This is a genomic window from Johannesbaptistia floridana (assembly GCF_057440575.1).
Map to the genome: position 1 here is coordinate 24,439 of NZ_JALKVM010000371.1, position 24,915 is coordinate 49,353.

17 protein-coding genes are annotated in these 24,915 nt (G+C 36.8%); 8 read left to right on the forward strand and 9 right to left on the reverse strand.

Annotation, left to right across the window (positions count from 1 at the left end):
• The first annotated feature begins 422 nt into the window (after positions 1 to 422).
• The 3 genes from MW688_RS20755 to MW688_RS20765 all read left to right on the forward strand — a co-directional run bounded on the left by MW688_RS20755 (position 423) and on the right by MW688_RS20765 (position 4,381).
• Entirely contained in the window at positions 423 to 2,171 is a 1,749-nt protein-coding gene (locus MW688_RS20755; protein WP_486737917.1) for an ABC transporter substrate-binding protein, read from the forward strand.
• Between the two features lie 496 nt (positions 2,172 to 2,667).
• Entirely contained in the window at positions 2,668 to 3,603 is a 936-nt protein-coding gene (locus MW688_RS20760; protein ID WP_486737918.1) for an FHA domain-containing protein, read from the forward strand.
• A 1-nt stretch (position 3,604) separates the two neighbouring features.
• The gene (locus tag MW688_RS20765) at positions 3,605 to 4,381 is read left to right on the forward strand and encodes a PD-(D/E)XK nuclease family protein (protein WP_486737919.1); all 777 of its coding nucleotides are present in this window, start codon (positions 3,605 to 3,607) and stop codon (positions 4,379 to 4,381) included.
• Between the two features lie 10 nt (positions 4,382 to 4,391).
• On the opposite strand, the gene MW688_RS20770 is transcribed toward MW688_RS20765, so the two are convergent.
• The 5 genes from MW688_RS20770 to MW688_RS20790 form a co-directional block, all read right to left on the reverse strand.
• Positions 4,392 to 5,123, reverse strand: coding sequence for a dienelactone hydrolase family protein (locus MW688_RS20770; protein ID WP_486737920.1), 732 nt, complete (start codon positions 5,121 to 5,123; stop codon positions 4,392 to 4,394).
• A 46-nt stretch (positions 5,124 to 5,169) separates the two neighbouring features.
• Positions 5,170 to 6,219: a glucokinase gene (locus MW688_RS20775; RefSeq protein ID WP_486737921.1), complete on the reverse strand. Its 1,050-nt coding sequence runs from the start codon at positions 6,217 to 6,219 to the stop codon at positions 5,170 to 5,172.
• 96 nt (positions 6,220 to 6,315) lie between these two features.
• Positions 6,316 to 6,480, reverse strand: coding sequence for a hypothetical protein (locus MW688_RS20780; RefSeq protein ID WP_486737922.1), 165 nt, complete (start codon positions 6,478 to 6,480; stop codon positions 6,316 to 6,318).
• A 25-nt stretch (positions 6,481 to 6,505) separates the two neighbouring features.
• Complete coding sequence (locus tag MW688_RS20785; protein WP_486737934.1) at positions 6,506 to 6,823, reverse strand: zinc ribbon domain-containing protein; 318 nt, start codon at positions 6,821 to 6,823, stop codon at positions 6,506 to 6,508.
• A 100-nt stretch (positions 6,824 to 6,923) separates the two neighbouring features.
• Positions 6,924 to 7,847 (reverse strand): RNA-guided endonuclease InsQ/TnpB family protein, encoded by a 924-nt coding sequence (locus MW688_RS20790; RefSeq protein WP_486737923.1) that lies wholly within the window; start codon positions 7,845 to 7,847, stop codon positions 6,924 to 6,926.
• A 342-nt stretch (positions 7,848 to 8,189) separates the two neighbouring features.
• Here MW688_RS20790 and MW688_RS20795 point away from each other — a divergent pair, with 342 nt between their 5' ends.
• Both MW688_RS20795 and MW688_RS20800 read left to right on the forward strand, forming a co-directional pair.
• The gene (locus MW688_RS20795) at positions 8,190 to 10,829 is read left to right on the forward strand and encodes a chloride channel protein (protein WP_486737924.1); all 2,640 of its coding nucleotides are present in this window, start codon (positions 8,190 to 8,192) and stop codon (positions 10,827 to 10,829) included.
• A gap of 702 nt (positions 10,830 to 11,531) precedes the next feature.
• Positions 11,532 to 12,323, forward strand: coding sequence for a transposase (locus MW688_RS20800; protein WP_486737925.1), 792 nt, complete (start codon positions 11,532 to 11,534; stop codon positions 12,321 to 12,323).
• A gap of 240 nt (positions 12,324 to 12,563) precedes the next feature.
• Here the strand turns inward: MW688_RS20800 and MW688_RS20805 are convergent, their stop codons facing one another.
• From MW688_RS20805 to MW688_RS20820, 4 genes are all read right to left on the reverse strand, one after another.
• On the reverse strand, positions 12,564 to 15,113 hold the full coding sequence (locus MW688_RS20805; protein ID WP_486737926.1) for a GUN4 domain-containing protein: 2,550 nt from the start codon (positions 15,111 to 15,113) through the stop codon (positions 12,564 to 12,566).
• Positions 15,114 to 15,713: 600 nt separating this feature from the next.
• Complete coding sequence (locus tag MW688_RS20810) at positions 15,714 to 18,890, reverse strand: efflux RND transporter permease subunit (protein ID WP_486737927.1); 3,177 nt, start codon at positions 18,888 to 18,890, stop codon at positions 15,714 to 15,716.
• 9 nt (positions 18,891 to 18,899) lie between these two features.
• Positions 18,900 to 19,334 carry a FixH family protein gene (locus tag MW688_RS20815; protein ID WP_486737928.1) on the reverse strand — a complete coding sequence of 145 codons (435 nt, stop codon included), beginning with the start codon at positions 19,332 to 19,334 and terminating at the stop codon, positions 18,900 to 18,902.
• Positions 19,335 to 19,395: 61 nt separating this feature from the next.
• Entirely contained in the window at positions 19,396 to 21,174 is a 1,779-nt protein-coding gene (locus tag MW688_RS20820; protein WP_486737929.1) for an efflux RND transporter periplasmic adaptor subunit, read from the reverse strand.
• Between the two features lie 172 nt (positions 21,175 to 21,346).
• Here MW688_RS20820 and rppA point away from each other — a divergent pair, with 172 nt between their 5' ends.
• From rppA to MW688_RS20835, 3 genes are all read left to right on the forward strand, one after another.
• Positions 21,347 to 22,033, forward strand: coding sequence for a two-component system response regulator RppA (gene rppA / locus MW688_RS20825; protein ID WP_486737930.1), 687 nt, complete (start codon positions 21,347 to 21,349; stop codon positions 22,031 to 22,033).
• 29 nt (positions 22,034 to 22,062) lie between these two features.
• Positions 22,063 to 23,409: a two-component system sensor histidine kinase RppB gene (gene rppB / locus MW688_RS20830; protein ID WP_486737931.1), complete on the forward strand. Its 1,347-nt coding sequence runs from the start codon at positions 22,063 to 22,065 to the stop codon at positions 23,407 to 23,409.
• 656 nt (positions 23,410 to 24,065) lie between these two features.
• Positions 24,066 to 24,915: hypothetical protein (locus MW688_RS20835; RefSeq protein WP_486737932.1), on the forward strand; the 850-nt coding region annotated here is incomplete at its 3' end.

Genomic DNA, 24,915 nt, shown 5'->3' on the forward strand with positions numbered 1-24,915 from the left:
GCATAACCTTATCTCAGATCTTGCATCTTTATCCAAAGTTACTTGTGGTGGTTGAGTTTTGAAGTAATTAGTTTTGAAGTAATGAGTTAAAGAATTAATGCTCAACGCTTAAAAATTGATTCTCGCCTGTTGGCCTATTTAGTACAATTGCACTGGTGCAAGATCTAAGTTATGGTAAATTTATAGTACGGATAACCTTGCTTTTACCTCTTACCTCAAAGCATGAGTGTCATTTCAATACTGGTTGGTTAACAGAAAGTTTTATGGTTAAAGCAGCTCCGGGAGAAAGCCCAAAACCCATTTTTTGAAGCTTCGTTCTCTTGTCACCCTACTTGCTCTTTTCAAAATCACTGGAGTTCTTATCCGAGCAGTATTGAGTCCCCATGAACAATATCTTTAGTTTTGTTATATATTAGTTGACAATGTTTAAAATAAGTAGAATTTTATTAATTATTTCTCTGACTATCTTACTAACTGGGTGTCAGGTAAATTTTTTAGCAACTCAATCCCAATCAATTCCCCAATTAGTAGAGCCAATTTTGAGCGATCCCAAAACCTTTAACCCGGTATTATCAGTAGAATCTCCCAATATTTTTCCCCTGACTTTCGATGGCTTAGTAAAACAAAACCCGATTACAGCAGAAATAGAACCAGCCTTAGCAGAAAGTTGGGAATTTTCTCCCGATAATCTTCAATTAACTTTTAAACTACGAGATAACTTGAAATGGTCAGATGGTCAACCTCTAACGGTAGATGACGTAATCTTTACCTACAATCAGCTATATCTTAACGAAAATATTCCCGCTAGTGCTAGAGACAGTTTAACCATTGGCAAAGATAAAGCTTTACCAGTAGTAACTAAAATTGATCAAAACCACGTTCAATTTACTATCCCAGAACCATTTGCTCCCTTTCTAGCGGCTACAGGTTTACCAATTTTACCTGCTCATATCATAGCACCAACTTTAACAGAAAAAGAAGCTGATGGTACTCTAAAATTTATGTCCTTTTGGGGAATTGATACCCCTCCAGAAAAACTAGTAGTTAATGGTCCCTATCAATTAGCCAATTATCAAACTAGTCAAAGAATTATTTTCCAAGATAATCCTAATTATTGGAAAAAACAAGTAACTAAACAAGATTTACCCTACATAAAAAAAGTAGTTTGGCAAATAGTAGAATCTACAGATACAGCTTTTTTGCAGTTTCGTTCTGGTAGTTTAGATTCTCTATCTGTTTCTCCCCAGTATTTTTCTCTACTCAAAAAAGAAGAAAAAAGAGGAAATTTTACTATCTACAATGGAGGACCTGCCTATGGAACAACTTTTATCAGTTTTAACTTAAATCAAGGTAGTAGAGATGGTGAACCTTTAGTAAATCCCATTAAATCTAGGTGGTTTAATAATGTTAAATTTCGGCGTGCTGTTGCCTATGCCATTAATCGTGAGAAAATGATTAATACTATATATCGAGGGATTGGGTCTCTACAAAATTCACCCATTTCTGTGCAGTCTCCCTACTACGATAAAAGTTTAAAAACTTATGAGTATGATATTAAAAAAGCTAAACAACTACTAGAAGAGGCAGGTTTTAGTTATGACAAAGATGAAAAATTGTTCGATTCTCAAGGTAATCGTGTTCAGTTTACCCTGGTGACTAATGCGGGTAATCAAGTTAGAGAAGCGATGGGAGCTCAAATTCAAGAAGATTTAGGAAAAGTTGGGATTCAGGTAGATTTTAGCCCTTTAGCTTTTACGGTGATGGTCAATCAGTTACAAAATTCTTTGGAATGGGAATGTATTTTGATTGGTTTAGGTGGTGGCAACGAACCCCATTTTGGTGCCAATGTTTGGTTTCCTGATGGAAATTTACATTTTTTTAATCAACAACCTCGTGGAGAAAATAACTCAATTACTGGTCATCGAGTATCTGAGTGGGAAGAAAAAATTGGTCAACTCTATATAGAAGGTGCTAGAGAAACAGACTTTGAGAAACGAAAAGCTATTTATGCAGAAACTCAGCAGTTAGCGGTAGATTATTTACCTTTTATTTATTTAGTTAATCCCTTGTCTTTGAGTGCTGTACGTAATAAGTTTGAAAATATTGAATACTCCCCCCTAGGAGGCGCTTTTTGGAATATAGAAGAAATTAGAATGAAGAATTTAGAATGATTTTTCAGTATTTATACTTACTCTTAGATGGCACAAATCTTTTTAGCCACTAAATAAATAAACTTTTTCCCAAGCTGATTTAGGACAAAAGTACTAGCTCAGATCTTGCATCTTTATCAAAAGTTACTGGTTGTGGTTGAGTAATGAGTAAGAGAATTGATGTTAAACCCCTAGGATACAAAGATTATAGAGAATTAACCATAAAGAACATTTTTCCTTAAAAATTAGTACATAAGTTCTGGTGGAAGATATGAGACTAGTGTAAGATATGAGTCTATATAAACCAGATTTGGTATTATTTAAGATCTATAGCAATAAACATGAAAAGGTGTTTGACATTTTTAAATTATGGAACCTAGTAATAGTCTACTTGTGCCTTTTCCCGTATCAAGTAGCGCTATATCAATAAAATAAGTAAGCAAATAATAAAAAAATTTGTTTTAATGGTAAATTTATCGAAGTTTGCATAAACCATAGAGAAAGGATCGGTAAAATCATGAATATTTCTGAGATTCAACACACTCTTATTATTAAAAAAGGTCTAGAAGAACAAATGGTTCTTTTAGGAGATAATTCTTTCTCTATTGGTAGACATTCTTCTAATTCTTGGGTAATTAAATCAAAACTTATTTCTCGTTTTCATGCAACAATTCTCAGAATTAAATCAAGAGAAAACGGTGACTATTCTTTTTGGATAATTGATGGCAATGAAGAAGGGATCATCAGTACTAATGGATTAACTGTTAATGGTGAATGTTGTTTAATGCACGAATTGAAATCTGGAGATGAAATAGTTTTTCCCGAAGGGACTACCATAATTTATGAAATTAGATTAAATGCGCCAGAAACTACTTTAGAAAAAAATACTAATACCGATACTGATCAAGAATTTACAATAAAAACATCCGATTCTGAACATAAAGATAATTATCATCTTAACAGTAGAATATATTTGGAAAATACTATGATGCTTTACTTACTCCTAGATAAAGAACTAGAAATTATCAGGAGTAAAAATGGGATTGTTTCTTGTATTTTTATCTTTTATGATTTACAAAAATTAAAAACTGTTTCACCAACAAACTATAAAAAAATTTTGAGACTGTATCAGTTAATTATTAGTAAAACTAGCAGAGATTATCATGAATTTATTCTTTCTTTTGAATCTTTAGAAATAGTAGTACTCAAAAATATATTGCATTCGGAAACGGCTAAAATATCTAATAAAATAGTTGAGGAGATTCATAAGACTTACAATAGATTCGATTTTCTCAAAGGCCAAAATTTTATAGCAGGTGGTTATAGTCAAATACCTCAAAACGGAAGCAATGCTAAATCTTTAATAGAACAAGTTTATCGAAAACTAATTAAAAGCACACATAATGATCCTTATACCTCTTTTGTAGACCTGAACTTGTTAGGATTAAAATAAAATGATAGAGAATTCTTTGATTCGTATTTCCCAAGGACAACTTAACTTGTTGGCTACTTGTCCTCCCCTGTTTGAAAAAACTTATTTACAACAGTTAAAGTTACCGACTACTCCAGAAGCAGAGTCAAATCAGAATTGGGGAAGTCGTTTTCATTTATTAATGCAGCAGCGAGAGTTGAATTTACCTATTGAGTCAATATTAGCTCAAGATCCAGAAATGAAGCGATCGCTTCAGGCTTTGATAGAAACAGCGCCGCAACTTTTTGACGACAAACTTGATAGTTGGCGAGATGCTGAACATTGTCGCACTCTTAGTTTCTCTAACTACTTACTAACAGTTATTTATGACTTATTAATAATCACTCAGGAAAAAGCAGAGATAATAGACTGGAAAACCTATTTAAAACCAGCAAAAGCACAAAAACTGGCGAAAAATTGGCAGACACGCCTATATTTATATGTTTTAGCTGAAACCTCTACTTATTTACCTGAACAAATTTCTTTAACTTATTGGTTTGTGAAATTACCAAATAAACCCCAATCTTTAACTTTTCGTTACAGTGATTCTCAACATCAACAAACAAAAGCAGAATTAACTCACTTACTAGAAAAATTAACTCAATGGTTAGAAGCAAAAGCTAATCAAGAACAATCCTTTCCCCATCGTCATGATTGTGAACAGAATTGTCCCTATTTTTCTAGTTTAGTCTCTCAGGAGAAACAAAAGGCTCAAGCTTGGTCCAATTTAGTGAGTGAAACCGCGGAAATTGAAATATAATATTATTTCCCTAAAGTTTTTCTCGATACAATTGTAGAACTTGGTTCCAGGCATCTTGGGCCGCTTCAGGATTATAACTAGCACGTTGGTCACAGAAAAAACCATGGTCTGCACCGGGATAGCGGAAAACTTGATGAGGAATATTGTGTTTAGTTAATTCTGCTTCTATGGCATCAACTTGAGTTACAGGGATAGAAGCATCATCTAAACCAAAAAAGGTGTAAATAATACCGGAGATATCTTTAGTTTGAGTAATAGTTGGTTCTCCTTCACCGGGTGTCCAATTAGCAATTCCTGCGCCATAAAAAGAAGCAGTAGCTTTAATTTCTGGTAAAGTTGCGACTAAGTAGGTAACATGACCACCGAAACAGAAACCAATAGTACCAACACCAGTTTTTTTCACTGAAGGTAGACTGTAGAGGTAGTCGATAGTTGCTTGAATATCGCCTTTGAGTTGAGAGGCGACGGTTTGATTTTTGTATTCTCTACCGATTTGAATATCTTCTGGGGTGTATCCAGTGGCAAAACCTGGGGCAATTCTTTGATAGATAGCAGGGGCGATCGCCACATAACCTTGTGCTGCGATTCTGCGGGTAACGTCTTTTATATGGTCATTTACTCCAAAAATTTCTTGAACTACAACTACTCCTGGATATGTTCCGGTAGTTGCCGGGTAAGCTAAATAGGCATCAATTAAAAGCTCTTGGTGTTTAACTTTGACGTTTTCGCTCTTTATTTCCATGATTTTGATTAATTACTCCTCTTTTTCTGTATTTATGTTAATTTTCTTAAATTTGCGCTGCACATACAGAGGCACCAATTAAGCCTACTTTTGGGTTTAGTACTGCATATACGGGTATTTTTTTCATCAATGGTGTTAAACGTCCTTTGCGGTGAAATGCTTCTAGAAAATCCCCCTCTTTGAGTAAAGATATATTTTTAGTAACAATTCCTCCAGCAATATACAACCCGCCATAAGGTAATAGTTTAATCGCCAAATTACCCGCTTCTGCGCCGTAAGCTTCCATAAATATTTTCATGGTTTGATGGCACAGAGAATCTGTTTTATTATGGGCAGCTATAGAAATTTCTGCTGCTAAATCTAAAGTTTGGGTATCTTTATCCTGTTCACTTTCCCAATTTTCATATATCTGTTTTAATTCTAAGGATTCCTGTTGAGGATTTTGATCCCGCAAAAACTGATATATTGCCACAATTCCTTGACCTGATACAACTCTTTCTACAGAAACTCGGTTGATATTATATTTCTCCTGTAGGTAATTAAGCAGTTTAACTTCTAAACTATTTCTTGCCGGGAAATCAGCATGAGAACCTTCACTGCCAAAAACTCGATAACGACCATTCCCTATAGGAGTTAGAAATCCTTCTCCTAAACCTGTACCTGCGCCAATAACTGCTATTGGCGCTTCTGGGTCTACAGGCATAGGTTGTAGACTGTATAAATCTTCTGAGTTTAAACCCAAAACTCCATAACCAATGGCTTCAAAATCATTGATTAATCTAACTTGCTGAATATCTAATTCTTGTTCGAGGCGATAATTGTTTAAATCCCAACTAAGATTAGTTAGTTTAGAGGTATTATTTACTACAGGTCCTGCTATACCAAAACAAGCTCTATCTACCTTAGTTTTGATTTCTGTGGATTTTAGAAATTCTTCAACAATAGGAACTAAATCAGGATATGCTTGACTAGCATAACTTTCTTCAAATTTAACCGCTAAAGCAGGTATTTTGCCTCTAAGATTAGTTTCTTCCACTTCAACTAATCTTAGTATTGTTTTCGTTCCGCCGATATCTCCTGCTAATATAGTCTTCATTACTCAATATTTGTGCTCTAAGTTACATTTATTTGTCTGTTATTGATATTTTACTCGGTTTGGTATTTTCGCCAAAACATTATTAATGTAAGAAAGTCAGAGAGACTCGCGCTTCAGAAAATTGATAATCTTAGGAGTGATATCTGAACACCAATGTTCTTGGGGATAATGCTTAGCTTCTGGTAGTTTTCTAAATTCTAAGTTATGATTATTTTGAGCAAAAGTTTCTATAACTGTGGAACTTAGCCAGGGATCTGCCATTCCGCTCTGTAAATCTTACTCAAACTTACTCAAGCAAGTCTAAAAAGCTTAGCTGTTTGGGTTTGAAGTTTACTTCCTGCTTCGTTGACGCACCGATAGATTGACTATCAGGGGGTTTTGCTTCTTCACAGGCGTTAATTCCCCCGGAGCTAGGGGTATCATTTGAATAACTAATTTCTGGATACCACTTTTCTAGATTGAGCGCGGCGTTTAAATCCCTGTCTATTTGGTTTTCACAGACATGGCAATCATACACTCTCTCTTTTAAAGGCATCTTTTGGCGATTACCGCAACTAGAACACAGTTGACTAGATGGGTAAAATCGGTCAAAGGAATTCGGAATTCGGAATTCGGAATTCGGAAATACCCATGCCTAAAGTCATGGGCTTGAAACAAAGAATATAGTTTTTTTCTTTCACCCCTAAAGGAGTGGGCTTGTAACCTTATTTTTTTTGGTCAACTACTGTTAGTTTTGAACCGTACCATTGAGTTTTATATTCTAGTTGCCTCCTAAACTCATAAAAGCCACAGTCAGCTATAGCACTAGCTAATTTATGGTTTTTGAGCATTCCAGAGACGTTGAGGTTTTCAATAATGATTTCCTCATTGTTTTTGGCTAAACTGCTAGTGAGCTTGTGAGTACAGTCTTTTCTAATGTCACTTATGCGTTTATGAAGCTTACCTAATTTAGCCACTGCTTTTTTACGGTTATTGCTTCCCTTAACTTTGCGGCTTACGCTTCTTTGGAGTCTAGCTAGTTTCTTCTTAAACCTCCTATAGGCTTTTGGATTAGGGTAAACAGTGCCGTCAGAGCATGTAGCCAATGAGTTAATGCCAAGATCCACACCTATCTTTTTTCTTGATTTAGGGGTAGCTATTTCCTCTACCTCGTAACGGAAAGAAATAAACCACCGATTAGCTCGTTTAGATATTGTTACGTTTAAGGGGATAGTTGTCGGGAGTATCTCGTCACAAGTAACCCAACCAAACTTAGGTATTTTGATCCGGTTTCCAGAGATCTTAATGTTGCCCTCTAGATAAAAAGAATCTTTGTGGCCTTTTTTCTTAAACTTGGGTTGTTTACTTATTTTTTTAAAGCACCTATCCCAAGCCACCCTTAAATCCCTTAAAGCTTGTTGAGGAGAGCATTTACTGACTTCGTAATACCAAGAATTGGCAGATTTAACCTCGGCGACTAGCTTCTTGTGTAAATCTATAGCTGAAGGCATCTTTGTTTTATTAGACAAAGCTTCAAGGGTAATAGCTAGGCCCCAATTATAGGCGTGCCTTGCTGTTCCCGCATGTCTTGCGGCTAAATTGGCTTGTTTGTTGTTGAACCTGAGTGAGGTTTTAAAGCTTTTTTGCAATATCCCTGAGTTCCTCAACTAGCTTTTTATTTTAGTAATGAGTAATGAGTAAAAGAATTAATGCTAAAGGCGATCGCACAGCCAACTTTTTTTTCGAGATTTAAAACTAAAATATATTCTGTAAATTCAAGTATAACTAAAAAACTTATTCATACTTGATCGCCATGAGCATACTGATAGTTGCTTTTGTATGTAAGAATAAAAGATGATCAAAAAACCATAACTAAGGCCCAAACGTATGTGTGTATCTTTTGTTGTCTTGGTGCCCGTTGCCAGTGGGGAGTAAACCTTTATAGCACTTGCACCGCTCTTATTTAGTCCTCAAACTTATTATAAATAATTATGTTTTGGCCTTGGAAAACAAAAAGCCTAAAAAAAATCTTATTCTCAGAGATTCTCGCCCGTGACTCTCTTACTACCGCCTACACCCTGATTGAAGCTTGCTTAATTGGAATTTTATCAGCTTTAGCGGCTTTGTTACTCAAAGAAGGAATTGGCTGGTTAGGAGGATATCGCGTACAAGCATCAATTACCTATGGTTCTATAGTTGTTTTACCAGTTATGGGACTTATTTGTGGTGTAATTGTGGGAGGGTTAATACAGTATGTAGCACCAGAAGCAAAGGGGGGAGGAATACCCCAAGTAAAAGCGGCTCTATCAGGATTTCAAGTTACTCTCAACCTAAAAAGTGCTCTAGTTAAGATTATCAGTACGATTTTAATTATTGGTTCCTCTTTTGTGATTGGTAGACGCGCTCCCACAGTGCAAATAGGAGCTGCTTTAGCCGCCCAGTTAAGTGATTGGTTACCAACAACACCAGAACGTAGACGTCAAATGATTGCTGCCGGGGCTGCCTCTGGATTAGCCGCGGGTTTTAATACTCCTATTGCAGGAGTTTTATTTGTAATTGAAGAATTGATGCGCGATGCTTCTAATTTAACCTTAGAAACAGCTATATTAGCTTCTTTTGTAGGTTCTGCTGTGTCTCATTATATACGAGAACCTGTACTTTTGAATATCTCTGAAGAGATTTCTGTTAACTTACCAAATCAATTTACATTATTAGAAATTATTTTTTATGTAATATTGGGTCTCCTTGCAGGGATTTTAGGAGGCATATTTAACCGTTCTCTTTATTTTAGTTTGTGGGTTAATAACAAGATAAAATTATCTCTTCCCTTGCGTATCGGTCTTGCGGGCATGATTTCAGGACTAATCATCGCTTTTTTACCAGATTTATTTCTTGATCGCACTGAGTTACGCAATTTTTTAATTATTACTGATGGAGATTTCGGTTTTACTAGTTTAGCCTTTGTGGCCTATTTTTTCCTAACTATTATCGCCGCAAGTTCCGGCGCTTCTGGTGGTTTATTTGCCCCCGCTTTAATTTTAGGGGGTTGTCTGGGAGATTTAGTTGCTCTAACCAAGTTTCATTTTTTTGGCACAGGCGTAGAATATATTTACACTTTAGCTGGAATGGGAGCTTTTTTTACAGCAGTAGTAAGAGTGCCAGTTACCGCTACAGTCATTGTTTTTGAAATGACGGGAGAATATGAGGCGGTTTTACCTTTGATGGTTGCTTGTTGTGTCGCCTATTTTGTAGCGGAAACCATATCTAAGGGGTCTGTGTATGAAAAACTTTTGGAAAATATGGGTATTCCTTTAAAAGAACAAAGTAATAGTGCTTATTTTCTTAAGGGTTTAACGGCAGCGAGTATCATGCAGAAAAATGTTGAGGTTTTAAATAGTAACCTCAGTTTAGCAGAAGTAATTAAAATTATTTCTGTGTCTGAACATAATGGTTTTCCCGTAGTAGAAGGGGAAAACTTAGTAGGTATTTTTACTAAAGGAGATTGGCGCCGCCTCGGTGATACTCCTCCTGATACTCCTATTAAAAATTTAATGACACCTCGCCCTATTAGTGTTACTCCTGAGACAGATTTAGGAAATGTTCTCTATTTATTTGATAAATATAAATTTTCTCGTTTGCCAGTGATTGCCCGCAATCAATTAATGGGAATTATTACCCGCACAGATATTATTAATGCTGAAGCTAAATGGATTAGTGGTAAAGGACCTATAGTTAGTAGACAAAGTACTATTCAGACTATCTATCAAACTCGTAGCCATCGCCGTGGTAAGGGGCGTATTCTGCTACCTTTAGCTAATCCTGATAGGGCACCATCTTTGTTTAAAATTGCCGCAGCGATCGCATCTTACTATGAATATGAAATTGAATGTATAGAAGTTATTCCCCTTCCTAAGCATACCTCTTTTTCAGAAGCTAATTTCAATCATCAACAAACTCGCTCTTTAATGCAACGAGTAGAAAGCTGGGGACTTAAATATGATATTCCCATACATACTCGGGTTTGTGTAGCTCAAGATATTGCTGAGGCTATTCTTGAAGTAATTACCGAAAATAACATTGATTTAACTTTAGTCGGCTGGCAGGGAAATCTTTCTAATTCTTATAGTATTTTTAGTACTCTCACTGATAAGTTAATCACTCACGCTCCCTGTGACTTGATGATTGTTAAACTAGGTACACTTGTTTATCCTGATCAACTATATCTTCATAATAAATGGTTAATTCCAGTTTCAGGAGGTCCCAATGTAGCCAGAGGAATTGAATTATTACCTAGTCTTCTCTCTATTTACCCTACTGGTTTTTTACCTTCTATTCTACTAACTCAGATTTTTGAAGAACCGGATCAACACCAGAAATTTTCCTTTTTAGAAAAAGTTCAAGACTCAATCAAAGCACAGTTACAGGTTAGGGTAAAAGCTACTTCTTATGTTTCTCAAAACGTAGCAACAGCTATCATTGATGTTGCTAAACACCATAATATTGAAGTTGTTATGTTAGGCGCTAGTCGCGAAGGTCTATTAAAACAAGCAATTCATGGTAATATTGCTAAAACTGTAGCTCGCGGCGTTGATTCTACCGTGATTTTAGTTCGTAGCGCTAATGAATTGTAATGAATTAAGTTTTAGTGGCATAATACATGAGGGCGCAAGAGGGCGCAAGCCTTGCTATTTTAGACTTTTGAAGAAGAGGCATAATATCAAGTTCGGGTGAATACTTACAATAAAAATGAGGTGAGGCAGGAGGCACCGAGGCACCGAGGCAGAAGGAAAGGAAGAAGGTATGAAGGTAGAACTTTATCATAACTAATTAAACGGACATGATATAATATATGAGGGCACAAGAGGGCGCAAGCCTTGCGCCCCTACTACTTTCGGCTTTTGAAGAAGATAAAACCAGCTTAAACTCAGAGCTTGCACCAGAACTTATGTACTGTCATTAGCTCAGGAAAAAACTTATTTATTTGGTGGCTAAAAGGATTTGTATCCCCATTATACCACATCAACCAGTAGGTTGGGTTGAGGTCACGAAACCCAACAATCTGACGGAGTGACAACTTTCGTTAAAGTGAGGGTAGGTGGGGGTTGAGTTTTGAAGTTTTGAAGTTTTGAAGTTTTGAAGTTTTGAAGTTTTGAAGTTTTGGAGTTTTAAAGTATGAGTAGGGTGTGTTAGGGCGAAGCCCGTAACGCACCAGATTATGTCAGGATTTCCCGATAAGATCAAGTCTGTTTAATTTGTGACGATACATTGTTTCAGTTATACTATCTGACTTATCTCCCTGTATTCTTTCTCATAAAGAAATTTTCACAAGTCCAATGCTTAATCACCTAACCTCAAACCATTCTTATCATATCACTACCCGTTGTAATAACCGCGAATTTCGGTTAACTCGCTTAGAAAGCCGCCAAATATTTCTCTATATTCTCAAAAAAGCAATAATCAAGTATGATTTTAAGCTTTATTGTCTCTGTATCATGTCCAATCATATTCATTATTTAATTGAACCGAAAAAGCGAGAAGACATACCGAACATTATGCACTATATCAATTGGTATTCGGCGATGTGCTTTAATCGAATGTTAAATCGTACAGGACATTTTTGGGAAAAAAGATACCATCAAACCTCTTTTCCTAATACTGATATTAGAAGAGGTTTAAACACTATTAGATATATTCATGCCAATCCCCAAACTGCGGGAATGCAAAAAGGTTTTTTCTATGATTTCAGCAATTATGGAGTATACGAAAGATTAGGAGATGATGGTTTAACTACATGGCATCCGGCTTTTTTAAGTTTGGGAGAAGATTTAGAAGAATGCGCTAGAAAGTATCGTAAGTTTTGTTATCAATATCAGCCACCAGAAAAGTCTCACAAGAAATTTTATTGGGGTAATAATTTACTGCCTAAATTAACTCGTAGAAACAAGGCAACTAAAACTAAGAGAAAGAAAACTGACAAGCAACGAAAAGCTGAGGAAGAGGCTAAACGACTTTATCAATACTGGCAAAAAAATAACCCTGAAGTAGTGGAAGTAGCAGAAAAATTTATTTTAGCTAACTGCTATAACCCTAAGTATGTTGAGGAATATCTTGCTAATTATTACTGAGTTACAAATTATCACAAGGGATTGGTGTGTCTAAATTACTTTTATCTTTGAGGTTTTGGTATATTTTAATACTATTTTTCATGCTTAGGAGTTGATATTCGTTGGATTTTACCAATACAGTTATGTTTTGTATATAGTGCAAAGAATATCTCTAACAGGTAATGAAATCCTCAAACCCCTATAAAATCGTATAGATGAAATTTATATAAATGTTTATGGATCGTCTAAGTCCTTTATATGCTATAGTTTAGAGAAGAAAAAAGAGATAACACCCACTTCCACCCACCCACCAAACCACCCCCAACACCCACCCTGCCCACACAATGGGTAATATCCGTAATGTGTTGTTTTGTAGTTGTTTTGTTTGTTTACTGTATACCATCCGACTTGTTGCGCCATCTTTTTATAGCTTTCATAATCATATTTATTTAGTTTACCACCTTTTTCTAAATAAATTTGTTTTTGCACAGAAAAGCCATATTTATTATCACTGTATTTTAACCAAAGTTTATCTATAGTCTGTAATTCCTCCTTAGGAAAGTTTTTACAGTCATCTGAATTTAAATAGCCTTTTTCATCTTTATCTCCTAATTGAAGCATTAATTTACTAGTTTCTTGATCAGCTTCTTCCCATTGCTTATTTTTAAGATATTCTTCTAATTGAGAGAATAAAACACTCTCAAGGTTTTCTTGGAGACTATCTAATTCAAAACTCTCTAATTGTGTTTTTACATCAACGTCTACTTTCTTTGGGGTTTCCTCTAGACATCTTAAAGCTAAAGTAACTGAATCTCTTGTATTAATATCAATTAGTTTTCTGAGTAAATCATTAGGATTAACTTGAGCTGAATATAGTAAAATTGTTTCTCGCCACCAAGACTTATCCCAATTCTCAATTAATAGATTTTCTTGTTTAGTTTCAATTATTTCTCTACTAGCTAAATAACCTTGGAAACTGAGATGGGCAAATTCATAGTATTCATCTTTTTTTACTAGTAATTCACTTACCTCAATCATTTGTTCGAGGAATCGATTGATATCCACAGATTCATCTAAAACTTTACTTGCTTCTAGTTCGTCTATAATCCTTTCTAACTGATTTGTTAAGCTATCTTCGGCTATTTCTGGTCGATTATTCTCTACCATCGATAAAGCTAGTTTTTGCAGTATTTTTTGAGCGGCATCTGCTTCTAAACACATAGCAATCTGTTTCACCGTGGGGCGATCGCCTAATTGTAATTTTAATATTTCTCTGTATAGTTGGTTTCTTCTTTGTGGTAACTGAATTTTACGGGATAAATCACTTTCGTCGAAAACTGCCACGCTGTGGAGATTCACAATCATATTTAATAATAGAGGGTTTTTCGCTAAGTCATTTAATTCAGGTCTTTCCTCTAGTTGTGCGATTAAATTGACGGATTTTTGTACAGCAGTTTGTTTAACTAATGGGTTATCTGGTTGAGCACTAATATGGCGTTCTCGACTATAGTACCATTGATGGATAAATCTATCTCTTTGGTGTTGATTAAAAGCTTTTAGGCGTAGAATATTGGGTTGAGTTTCTCCTTGATAACTTTTATATCCAGCAGGACGAGAGGTTAAGATAAAGTAACTGGAGGAATAGTCATTGATGGTGTTTTCTATCCATTTACCTAAATCAGTGCGCCATTCTTCTTTTACTTCGTCATAACCGTCAAACATAACTAACATTTTGCCCTTATCTAGGTTATTTTTTACCCAGTTAGGAGGAAACTTCAATTCTTTGCCCTTTGGTAGTGAGGGGATATGATGTTTTTCAATTAAGGTTACTAAATCTGGTTTTTCTTCACTAATCACTTTTTGACAATTGCGCAAGAGGATTAACACGGGAAGTAATTTAGGTACACCTTTTTGTAATTTCTTCTCGAAGGCATAACTATAAGTAACATAACGCAGGAGAGTAGTTTTCCCATAACCACCCCAAGCCAAAATAGCTAAATTGCGATAGGCGGGATTAGATGGTGCTTTTCTTAATATGTCCCAAATAGTTAAGCCGTCTTGTTGATTCATCAATTCTACTAACTTTTTATCCCACTGATAGCCACGAGGATTGGGAATTGTTTCTCCCAAGTTGTTTTGTATAAAATCAGCGCTTAATTCTAAGGGCACAAAAACATCTTTTAACAGGGGTTTAAATGTACTTGGTTTACCTTCTGTGGTGTAATCATAACAGGCGTCTCCTTGGGATTTTAGATATTTGTCTTCTACTCCTGCTAGTTGCCATTTGATGGTTTCTTGAATTGTTTTATCTAGTTTGTCTATCCATGCCATTAGAGAATCAGCACCTTTTCTACCCCTAGCGGCACTAATTTCCGAAAATCTAGTTAAAAAACTCTCTGAATACGAAGCCCAATACACAGATAATACTGTGAATGGAAAACAAATTATTGTAGTCAACCATTCTTGATTAGCTAATGAAGAAGCCAAAAAAAATGCACTACCACCCAAAGGAGACCAACCAATTAACTTACTTATTATTGGCTTACTCAAGACGCTAGAGGTTTTTTCAGATGATTCTGAATTATAAATGTTAGCATTTTGACTAATTTCTCCTAATACTTCCTCGACTTTATCTAGTCCAATACCTCCTGGTGTCTTAGCTAATTCCAGAAGGGCGATCGCTCTTCGAGTTTGATCCGTATTCTGAGAAGGTAGAAGGTTTTTATCTACTTCCAGAATAGACACTAGTCTATCAAACTGAACAGGAGTTATTTTCTCTAGATTCTCTAAAAGTAGTTTAAATTTACTCACTAGTCACCTTTTTTGCCAAGAGGTTAATACAAAGTACGAATTACCTTATGTTTAGTTTCTTGTTGTTAATCATAGCAATATTTTTCTCATAATTCGTGCCTCGCTTTCTGGTATTTGCACTCTTAAAGTTTTGATTGGTTGGGCGACTAACTTTTCTTAGTATGGGATTCAATGTAACTTATATCAAAGCACGAGAAGGGCGCAAGTTTGGCACGAAAAGGGAGCAAGTTTGGCACGAAAAGGGCGCAAGCCTGGCACGAAAAGGGCGCAAGTTTGGCACGAAAAGGGCGCAAGCCGGGCACGAGAAGGGCGCAAGTTTGGCACGAAAAGGGGGTAAGTTTGGCACGAAAAGGGCGCAAGTTTGGCACGAAAAGGGCGTAAGCCTGGCACGAAAAGGGCGCAAGTTTGGCACGAGAAGGGCGCAAGCCTTGCGCCCCTACTTAGGAAGAATTCTTTTTGCGGATTCGCGCATTCCACTACACCAGTAACTGTGGGTATTGAGTTGAGCGTAGTTTAGAAAATTATCAAAAAATAAAAAAATCCCCTAATATATATAAGGTTTAGATTAGGTTGAAATTAGCGATCGCCAATTAAAGTAATTCATTCAGAAACAAAGCCAGGAGAAGAACGTCTTTTTCTCCTTAATCTAGCCAATCCCTGGATAATATCGTCAACAAAAGTATAAACGATAGGAATTACAATCAAAGTCAGCAGAGTAGAAACAGTCAAGCCACCCAAAATTACTGTGGCAATGGGAGAATAAGCATCCATACCAGTTTCGGGATAAAAAGCTAATCGCACAACCACAATCATCGTGGTTATGGTGGTCATCAAAATAGCTTTGAGTCGTACTGGTCCTGCTTGACGAATAGCCTCAGCTCTAGATATCCCTTCTTGGCGCTTAGTGAGGATTAATTCTAGCAGCAGAATAGCCGCAGAAACCGAAATACCAGAGAGAATAACGATTCCTAAAATTGAAACAGTGGAAAGAGTTTGTTTTGCCAGTAATAAGGCGCCAAATACGCCAACTAACTCCAAAGGAATAGACAACATCATTACTAATGGTTGAATGAATGAGCCAAACTGAATTACTAGAATTAGGTAGATTAAAACTATGGAAACAATTAAACCTTTGAGAAGGCGATCAAATTCAATCATCATATCGGTCATATCTCCCATGGAATCCAAACCATAACCTGGAGGAAAATCTAATTCTGCTCCCGCACGCATGGCTATTGCCATTGATAAATCCATGGAAGCGGGACTAGACTTACGATAGTAACCATTGACATAAACTACTCGTTTCCCATTAACGTGTTCGATTAAAGTTGGTCCATAGTCCCTCTTTAAAGTAGCAATGGTGCTTAGGGGAACTTGTTGTCCCTGGGGAGTAGTAATATAGGTAGCGGCGAGATTCTGACCAAAACCGCGATCGCTTTCTAGATAGCGAACTAAAATAGAATTTTGTCTAAGATTGGGACGATTGTAGTATGTACGAGTAAAACCGCCCTTGAGAGCGTAACTAGCTTGTTCGGCTACAGCTTCGATGTTTAAGCCCAATTCTTGAGCGCGACGACGATCTATTTGTAGTTGATATTCAGGTTGGGACAAAGAAGAACTGGTATGGGCCATTACCAACCCAGGAGTATCTTTAGCAATTGCTAAGACGTTCTCCGCCAAAGGATAAAGAACATCTAAATCTTCTCCATACACGGCAATTTGAATCGGAGCCGCAGAAGTTGCCATAACATCTACACCCATTTCTTTAAGGGCAATACGCCGTAACCCTGGAATGCTAAGACGAGCTTTCTCCTCTACTGCATCCATAACTTGCCAAATATCCCGTTGGCGATCGCTTAAATCCTTGAGAGTGACAATCGCTGAAGCTGTATTGACACTCCCCATACTGTAACCACTAAAATAAGTACTGTTGCGAGTAATTTCAAAACCCACATTAGAAGAGACTTTTTCAATTTCGGGTTGTTCAAGTAAAATTGCTTCAAACTGTTGTGCAACTCTATCGGTTTGACTAAAAGATGCTCCTGCTTCTAATTCGATAGTAGCCATAAATTGCCCGGAATCTCCTAGAGGCATCATTTCTTGAGGAATAAATGGATAGAGAGCAAAAGCTAAAACAATAGTGGCAGCGGCGATCGCCAGGGTAATTTCCCGATTTTTCAGACAGATATTTAACAACCTGCCGTAACCTGTTTCTAATGTCTGAAAACCTAAACGAAAAGGAGTTAACAACCATTGTAACCATGTCTGAGGGGTTTCTCGTCCCTGTCCGATAGGTTTAAGGAAAAACGCGGCCAAGAGGGGAATCAAAGTAATTGAAACCACCAACGAAGCAATAAAGGCAAACACCATAGGTAAGATTAAGCCCTGAAACATCAACCCCGTCAAGCCTCCAGATAAAACTGTGGGAATCAAAGCGGCAATCATCACACAGCTTGCCGCAGCACTAGCGAGAAATACTTCTCCGGTTCCCTGAATTGCTGCCTGTCGGGGAGTTTTCCCTTGTTTAAGCTGGCGTTCGATGGAATCAATGACAATAATTGAGTCATCCACCAATTTACCAATTGCCATCATCATTCCTACCAAAGTTGAGGAGTTAAGAGACATGGAAAAAGGAACAAAGGGTAGCATCGAAAGAGCAAGGGTAGTGGGGATGGAGATCATAACGATCGCCGTTGCCCGAAAATCCTCTAAAAATAAGAGAATTACTAACCCTGCTAGTACCACACTGATTAACAATTCCCCGGTAGTACTATCTTTAATCAACTCTACTAAAAAAGAGTTATCATAAGCCTCTTCAAACTCTAAACCTAGATACTGAGATTGAATTTTTTCTAGTTCCTTTCTGACTCTTGCAATTACTTGGGGGGAACTAGAATCAGGTTTTTGAATGATATTAATTGCTAAAGCAGATTCCCCATTATAACGATAGGCACTACGACGTTCTTCGTAGGTATCTTTCACTTCTGCCACATCCCTAACATAAACAATCTGCCCTCCCATTTCCAATATGGGATAATTTTCGACTACATAGGCATTCAGAGCGCGGTCATCAGCTCTTACTAATATCTCTTGGTCTCCTTCCGTGAGAACTCCTGCCCCCTTGCTGACATTATTTTTATCAATTGCATCTCGTACTTGAAGAATCGACAGTCCGTAGGCTGCTAACTTCTGGCGATCAACTCTTACCTGTAGCTGTCTGCGATAGCCTCCTGTAATATAAACAGACTGAACATCTTGTAAATTCGTCAAACGGTCCACTAAAGTATTATCGGCAAACTCCCTTAACTTTACCAGATCCCAACCCTCAGCCTTTAGGGCCAAAGTAAGCACAGGGCGATTGAGAGGATCGATGGGTAGCACCCAATAAGAACGGGTGTTAATACCATCTAAAGGTAAATCTCCTTCTGCTGATTTCATCACGCTTTGGACATCTCGAACCGCCTTATCGATGTCTCCACCCCAGGCAAATTGAATTGTGACGATCGATAAATCTTGCTGGGAACTAGAACGCACAAAACGCACTCCCTCAAGAACAGTCATGCGTTGTTCTATGGGTTTACTTATATAGGTTTCTACCTCCATGGGCGAAGAACCTGGAGTTCTAGTAATCACTGCTACTAGAGGACTCTGTACATAAGGCATCATCCGCACAGGAATAATTATTAGGGTAAGAACAGACAGAATCAATACCCCAATATAGAGAGCTAAGGTAATTACAGGATTACGGATTGACCAACCAGTGAAAAAGGTTTTCATCTTATTGAACTATTTCACTTCAAAAGTAAACTCTTGTTGACCTTGATATTGAGGATCTTTGATATTCGCAATTATGTACCAGGTTCCCTGCATTCCCAAATAGGTACTGGCTTGAAAACGGCCTAGTTCTTCTGTGGGGATAACTTCTACCTTGCCCATCATGTCTTCCATACCTTCCATTGGCATAGAGGCAATGACATCTAGACTTTCTACTTTTACAGGTTGGCCATTACTGTCTACCACTTCTAAAATTATCTCTACTGCACCCATGGGGATTTCTGTTTGGGCTGTGGGACTGATTAAATTTACTGTAGCAGTATTTTGTTGCTTGTTTTGAGCCTGAATAGTTTGAGAAGAAGAAGTAGTTTTACTGTTACTCTGTACTGGGTTAGAAACAAAAGCTAACAAACTTAAGGGAAGTATTATAGGAATTAGTCTTTTCATAGTAATCTGTTTTAGTTGGTAGATAAAATTTTGTCTGAAAAACTCTTCTATCTTTGAATTGCTATTTAACTTCGATGTTAAATTCTTGCTGGTTTTGATGATTTTGGTCTTTTACTGTCACTGTAATTATCCAATCTCCTTTCATGTTGAGATAAGTTTCGGCTTTGAACCTACCCAATTGTTCATCTGGTTGAACTTCTACGGGAGCCGTCATTGGTGCCATGTTTTTCATAGGCATAGAGGCAGTTATTTCTAAGTCTTTGATATCCAAGGGTTGACCTTGGGTATCAAAGACTTCGATAATCAGTTGAGCATCACCCATAGGAACGCCATTTTCAAGATTGGGACTGACTAATTTTATTTCCAGATCTTGAGGAGAAGATTTTTGAGTAGTTGTAGTTATAGATTCTTCGGACTCGTTAATTACCCTGACAGAAGCATTTTCTACTAATCGAGATTGCCCTAAAATTACTACTGCTTCTCCTGATTCTAAACCACTTGTGACTTCTATTCTATCTCCTGTTAACATTCCCAAGGTAACAGGTTTGATTTTTACCGTATCTCCTTCAACCACCCAAACTGAGGGTTGCTCTTGAAATTCCACTACTGCCTGTTGAGGAATGGTAATCGCCTTTGGTTTACTCACGGTGATAATTTTCATTTCGATAAACTTTCCTGAAAGTAGTTGTTCTTCAGGATTATCAATCACTGCTTCTACTGTTACCGTCCGAGTTTCACTATTAGCTTGGGGAAAGATGCTGGTAATTTTACCTTGAACGGGTGGAATGTCACTATCAGGAATGATGGCAATTACGGGAGATCCCATACGAATATTCATAGCGTCTCTTTGTGCCACATTAGCCTGTAAGCGTACCTGATTGTAGTTACCAATTGTAACAATACCCATAGTCGGTTGAACTACTACCCCAGGATCCACATGACGTTGTTGTATAATCCCAGAAATTGGCGACTTAACAATTGTGTACCCCTCTATAACCTTAGCTGTATCCAGATTAGCCTTACTTTGAACAAGGTTAGCTTGAGCGCTCTTAACCTGTGCCTCTAGTCGCGCTAATTTTACTTGTGATTGTCTCAGACTAGCTTCTTTACTTTTGACTTCACTATTGACAACATCAAACTCATCTTGAGAAATCACTCCCTCTTGAACCAGACTTGCGAATCTGTCTTTTTTGAGGTTGAGATAGTCTAAATCGGCTTCAATCTGCACGATTGCGCTTTTTTGTTCTTCTATCTCAATCTGGCTCATTTCTAAGTCTGTTTCCATTCTGTTGACTTCTGCTGTTGCCCTAGCTACCTCTATGCTCAATTCTGAAGCATCTAAAACAGCTATTGGCTGTTCTACAGTAACGCGATCGCCTGGATAAACAGAGTATTTGGTTAATTGTCCTGCTACACGGGGATAAACTATAATCTCTTCATAAGGTTTAATTGTCCCTGTATAGCTAACGCTGGCTTCTAAAACCTGGGGTTTGATTATTTCTACCTTGACTGGATTAGGATTAAATGAACCATCCACTGCCATCATCTCATCGTGAGACATATTGCTATGATCCATTCCTTCCATCCCTGCCATTGAGGTAGAAGGTTTTAGATGATTGGTCAAAACCAAAATATTTCCTGTTAGCAAAGCGAAGACTCCCAGACCTAGTAAGACTTTTACCGGGCTAAATGAACCTGAATTTTCTCTCAGTTCTTTTTGAGTAACTGAATTGAGAGATGAAATTTCTTTTTTAGCAGTGTCAGACTTTAGAGGATCTGAGTATAATTTCTCCTGGTCATCTGACATTTCTCCCTGAGTATTTGTCGAATTTTCAGTCATGGGTAAGTCTGGATGATTTTGTCTTAACTGTTATCAAAGTTAACAGAAGAACATTAAATCAGTATGAAATTACTAAAAATTACACCTATTTAATAAATTCATGATTTAATGAAAGATAAAAGTTGAGCCGCACACCAAGCAACCTCAAAAAACTATAAAATCAATGTCTTGTATGAAAATATTACTAGTTGAAGATGAACCAGATTTAGGGGCAGCAATCAAGCAAAGTCTCAATCAAAGCAATTACCTTGTGGATTGGGCCTTAGATGGTCTTGAAGCTTGGGATTACTTCAATCTCAAAGAATATCATCTGGGAATTTTTGATTGGCTATTGCCGGGAATCTCAGGACTTGATTTAATCAAGCGAGTTAGGCAACAACAAAAACCATTGCCTATATTGATACTGACAGCAAAAGATAGTATGGAGGATAAAATAGCTGGTTTGGATGCAGGCGCAGATGATTATGTAGTTAAACCTTTTGATATGCCAGAACTGTTAGCACGATTGAGAGCTTTACATAGGCGCTCTCCTCAACTTCAACCCAAAAGATTGCAGGTGGGCAATCTTAGCTTAGATTATGAGACAAACACTTTTTGGCTACAGCAAGAATTAGGGGAAATACAAGTATTGCTGACTAAAAAGGAATTTCAACTACTGGAGTATTTTATGCAGCATCCTCAACAAATTGTAACCAGTGACCAGCTTTTAGAACAACTATGGGAATTTGGCACAGAACCAGCTAGTAATGTAGTGGCAGCACAGGTATGTTTACTACGACGTAAACTAACTAAATATGGGTGCGATAAAATGTTAGAAACTGTGTATGGACTGGGTTATCGTTTCCAACATCAACCATAATTAAAAATTTTTTCAGCTAAACTTTAAATGTGAAACCAAATAAACTTTTTTCACGAGCACGCTGGCAATTAGCAAGCTGGTATGCAGGAATACTAAGTATAGTTCTCTTAATTTTTGGCTTGGGATTTTATGAGGCCATTATCCAAGCTTATCGTATTAGTATTAACCAAGAATTAGAATCAGTAGCAGGAACTCTTCACGATAGTCTCTTACCTATTCTCAAGGAACCAGAAAAAATAGAGCCGGAAGTAGAGGAATTATTACCTAATACTTGCATTGTACAAACAAGGTGCTATAAATCAAATCCCTTTCGCTCTTTTAGGGTAGGAGTAATTGAACAAGATAAATATTATTTGCGTCTACTCGATTTGTCTCAAGGTTTACTGGCAGTAGCAGGCATACAGCCACAAGTACCTCAAGTTTCTAGTCAACAAAAGTGGGAAACATTAACCGATACTGAAGGCATTAGTTATCTACAAATTTCTTATGTATTGCATACTCGCTCAGGTGAAGACTGGGGCTATCTTCAAGTTGGTAGAAGTCTCCAAGATTTTGATACCTATGTTAAAAATCTCAGGTTTTTACTTTGGCTAGGAGTTCCTCTAGTGGTGTTATTGGTAGCTGGTACGAGTTGGTGGTTATCAGGGTTAGCTATACGCCCTATTTATCAATCTTATCAGCAGATGCAACAGTTTACTGCTGATGCTGCCCATGAATTAAGAACTCCTTTGGCAGCTATTCAAGCAATGACTCAATCCTCTCTGATGCTGCCTAATCTCCCTGAGAATCAAGCCAAAGATACTCTAAAAAGTATTTTGAGACAGAATAAAAGGTTATCCTACTTGGTTGCAGATTTATTAACTCTATGTCGTATTGATGGAGAGTTAAATAGTAACATTTCTCATAACAAAAAAGAAAAAGTCGCTTTGACTGACCTAATTATTGAGATAGAAGAAGATTTAGCCGCTTTGGCAATGGCTTCAGAAATTGAGCTGATTTCTCACATTAAAGTATCTCCCCTAACTCAAGTCTTTGGCGATCGCCAACAGTTATATCGCTTGATTGCTAATTTAGTTAATAACGCTATTCAATACACCCCTAAGGGGGGAAAAGTGACACTGAGTATTGTAAAAGAGTCCAATGATGTAATAATCACTGTTGAGGATACGGGAATTGGTATTGCTAAAAAAGACCAAAAATACATCTTTGACCGCTTTTATCGTGTAGATAAAGCCCGTTCTCAAAGTCGAGGTAGTTCTGGACTTGGGTTGGCTATTGCCTTGGCAATAGCTTTAGTTCATCATGGCAGTCTGGAGGTACACAGTGAGATTGGCAAAGGAAGCACTTTTACTATTAAATTGCCGAAATCATCGTAACTCAGATCTTGCATCTTTACCTAATGTTACTGGTTGTGGATGAATAGTGAGTTTTGAAGTAATGAGTAATGAGTAATGAGTAATGAGTAAGACGTCTTGAAGTAAGAAGTCTTGAAGTCTTGGAGTTTTGGAGTAATGGGTTTTGGAGTTTTGGAGTAATGAGTAACGAGTAAGAAGTTTTGAAGTCTTGAAGTTTTGAAGTAATGAGTTAAAGAATTGATGCTCAACGCTTAAAAATTGGTATACCTTTGCAAGATATGGGGCTAAATACAGTTGAAAAATATTTACTCATTACTGCTAAAACTTGCTCATTTGATTAGCTAAATAGTCATAATGGGTAAGTTTTAGTTGGTTGACAATTAGGGACAAAGGGATAATTGAGACATAATTACTGTGTTTTCCCCTTGATTATAAGTCGTTTAGTGCGCTAAAAGAGAAAATATAGACCAACTATTGTTTAGCAATGATATATAGCAATTCTCATACTGGTGAGGTACAAAGGTTATCCTTTTGAGGCTCCCAGAGGCAGGAGGCAGCTTTGCTGGAGTTAGGTACAACCTCATGAGTCCGAAAAATGCTATGGCGTTTTTTAGTCTACTGAAGTACACAGGTTAACGGATTGAGGGAACAGGGAATAGAAAATGTACCTCACTTGCTTGAGCAATGATATAATATTAATACTTAAGTGGTTGTTTATGATGGTGAAAAAAAAATCTAATACCCTAAGTTATGTCAAAGCATTGCCAACACCAATAAACGAGTTAAATACTTTGGGCTTTACTAGTTTTGAGATGTTTTTAACAGCTTATGAGCCTATTTATAGAGAAGCAGTTTGTGAAACAGTAAATCATTTAATAAATTGTCTAGGTTATTATTGTCCCCTCTTTAAGAAATGGTTAAATCAAGTAAAGTTTGACCAATCAAAATGGAACAGTTACTTACAAAATAAATACCAACTTTTAAAGCGTCACGCCAATGGAATAATAGCAGACGCTCAAGGACAAGTAGGTTCAGCAATTGAATCTAGAAAAGACTATATAAAACACAATAAAGGTAAATTAATTTCAGCACAGACTTGGTTAAAACGTAAAACAAAACTAATTAAACAAACCAATAAATTTTACGCTAAAACTAAAAAAGTAAAAGGGAAAAAGGTACCTAATTGGCAAAATTACCGAACTAGCTGTAAAATGCCTTTGTCCACTTCATTAAAATTTAAAAAAACAAATTTAAATCATCTTCGTTTCTTAGTTCATAATAAAAAGCGTTATGTAGAGCATTTAAAAAAGAAGATAGCTCGGTTAAAAATAAGTACTATAAGAGTTTGTGTACCTAGAGGCAACGTATTTGTAGTAGGGTCAAAAGATGAAACCTGTGGCAATCAAATATCTCAATGGGATGGCAATATTCTTAAATTTAGAGTGCCGCCAATTCTTGAAGATAAATTTGGCTTATACGTAACAACTAAATTAGGAAATTTTGAGAGAAATATAAATAGATTACCTA

What these genes read in the sequence shown, in the direction of transcription:
- MW688_RS20770 (WP_486737920.1), bottom strand. Translation starts at nt 5,123, where the DNA reads ATGGAAATAAAGAGCGAAAACGTCAAAGTTAAACACCAAGAGCTTTTA.
- rppA (WP_486737930.1), top strand. Translation starts at nt 21,347, where the DNA reads ATGAAAATATTACTAGTTGAAGATGAACCAGATTTAGGGGCAGCAATC.
- MW688_RS20815 (WP_486737928.1), bottom strand. Translation starts at nt 19,334, where the DNA reads ATGAAAAGACTAATTCCTATAATACTTCCCTTAAGTTTGTTAGCTTTT.
- MW688_RS20755 (WP_486737917.1), top strand. Translation starts at nt 423, where the DNA reads ATGTTTAAAATAAGTAGAATTTTATTAATTATTTCTCTGACTATCTTA.
- MW688_RS20760 (WP_486737918.1), top strand. Translation starts at nt 2,668, where the DNA reads ATGAATATTTCTGAGATTCAACACACTCTTATTATTAAAAAAGGTCTA.
- MW688_RS20795 (WP_486737924.1), top strand. Translation starts at nt 8,190, where the DNA reads ATGTTTTGGCCTTGGAAAACAAAAAGCCTAAAAAAAATCTTATTCTCA.
- MW688_RS20800 (WP_486737925.1), top strand. Translation starts at nt 11,532, where the DNA reads ATGCTTAATCACCTAACCTCAAACCATTCTTATCATATCACTACCCGT.
- MW688_RS20810 (WP_486737927.1), bottom strand. Translation starts at nt 18,890, where the DNA reads ATGAAAACCTTTTTCACTGGTTGGTCAATCCGTAATCCTGTAATTACC.
- MW688_RS20820 (WP_486737929.1), bottom strand. Translation starts at nt 21,174, where the DNA reads ATGACTGAAAATTCGACAAATACTCAGGGAGAAATGTCAGATGACCAG.
- MW688_RS20765 (WP_486737919.1), top strand. Translation starts at nt 3,605, where the DNA reads ATGATAGAGAATTCTTTGATTCGTATTTCCCAAGGACAACTTAACTTG.
- MW688_RS20780 (WP_486737922.1), bottom strand. Translation starts at nt 6,480, where the DNA reads ATGGCAGATCCCTGGCTAAGTTCCACAGTTATAGAAACTTTTGCTCAA.
- MW688_RS20775 (WP_486737921.1), bottom strand. Translation starts at nt 6,219, where the DNA reads ATGAAGACTATATTAGCAGGAGATATCGGCGGAACGAAAACAATACTA.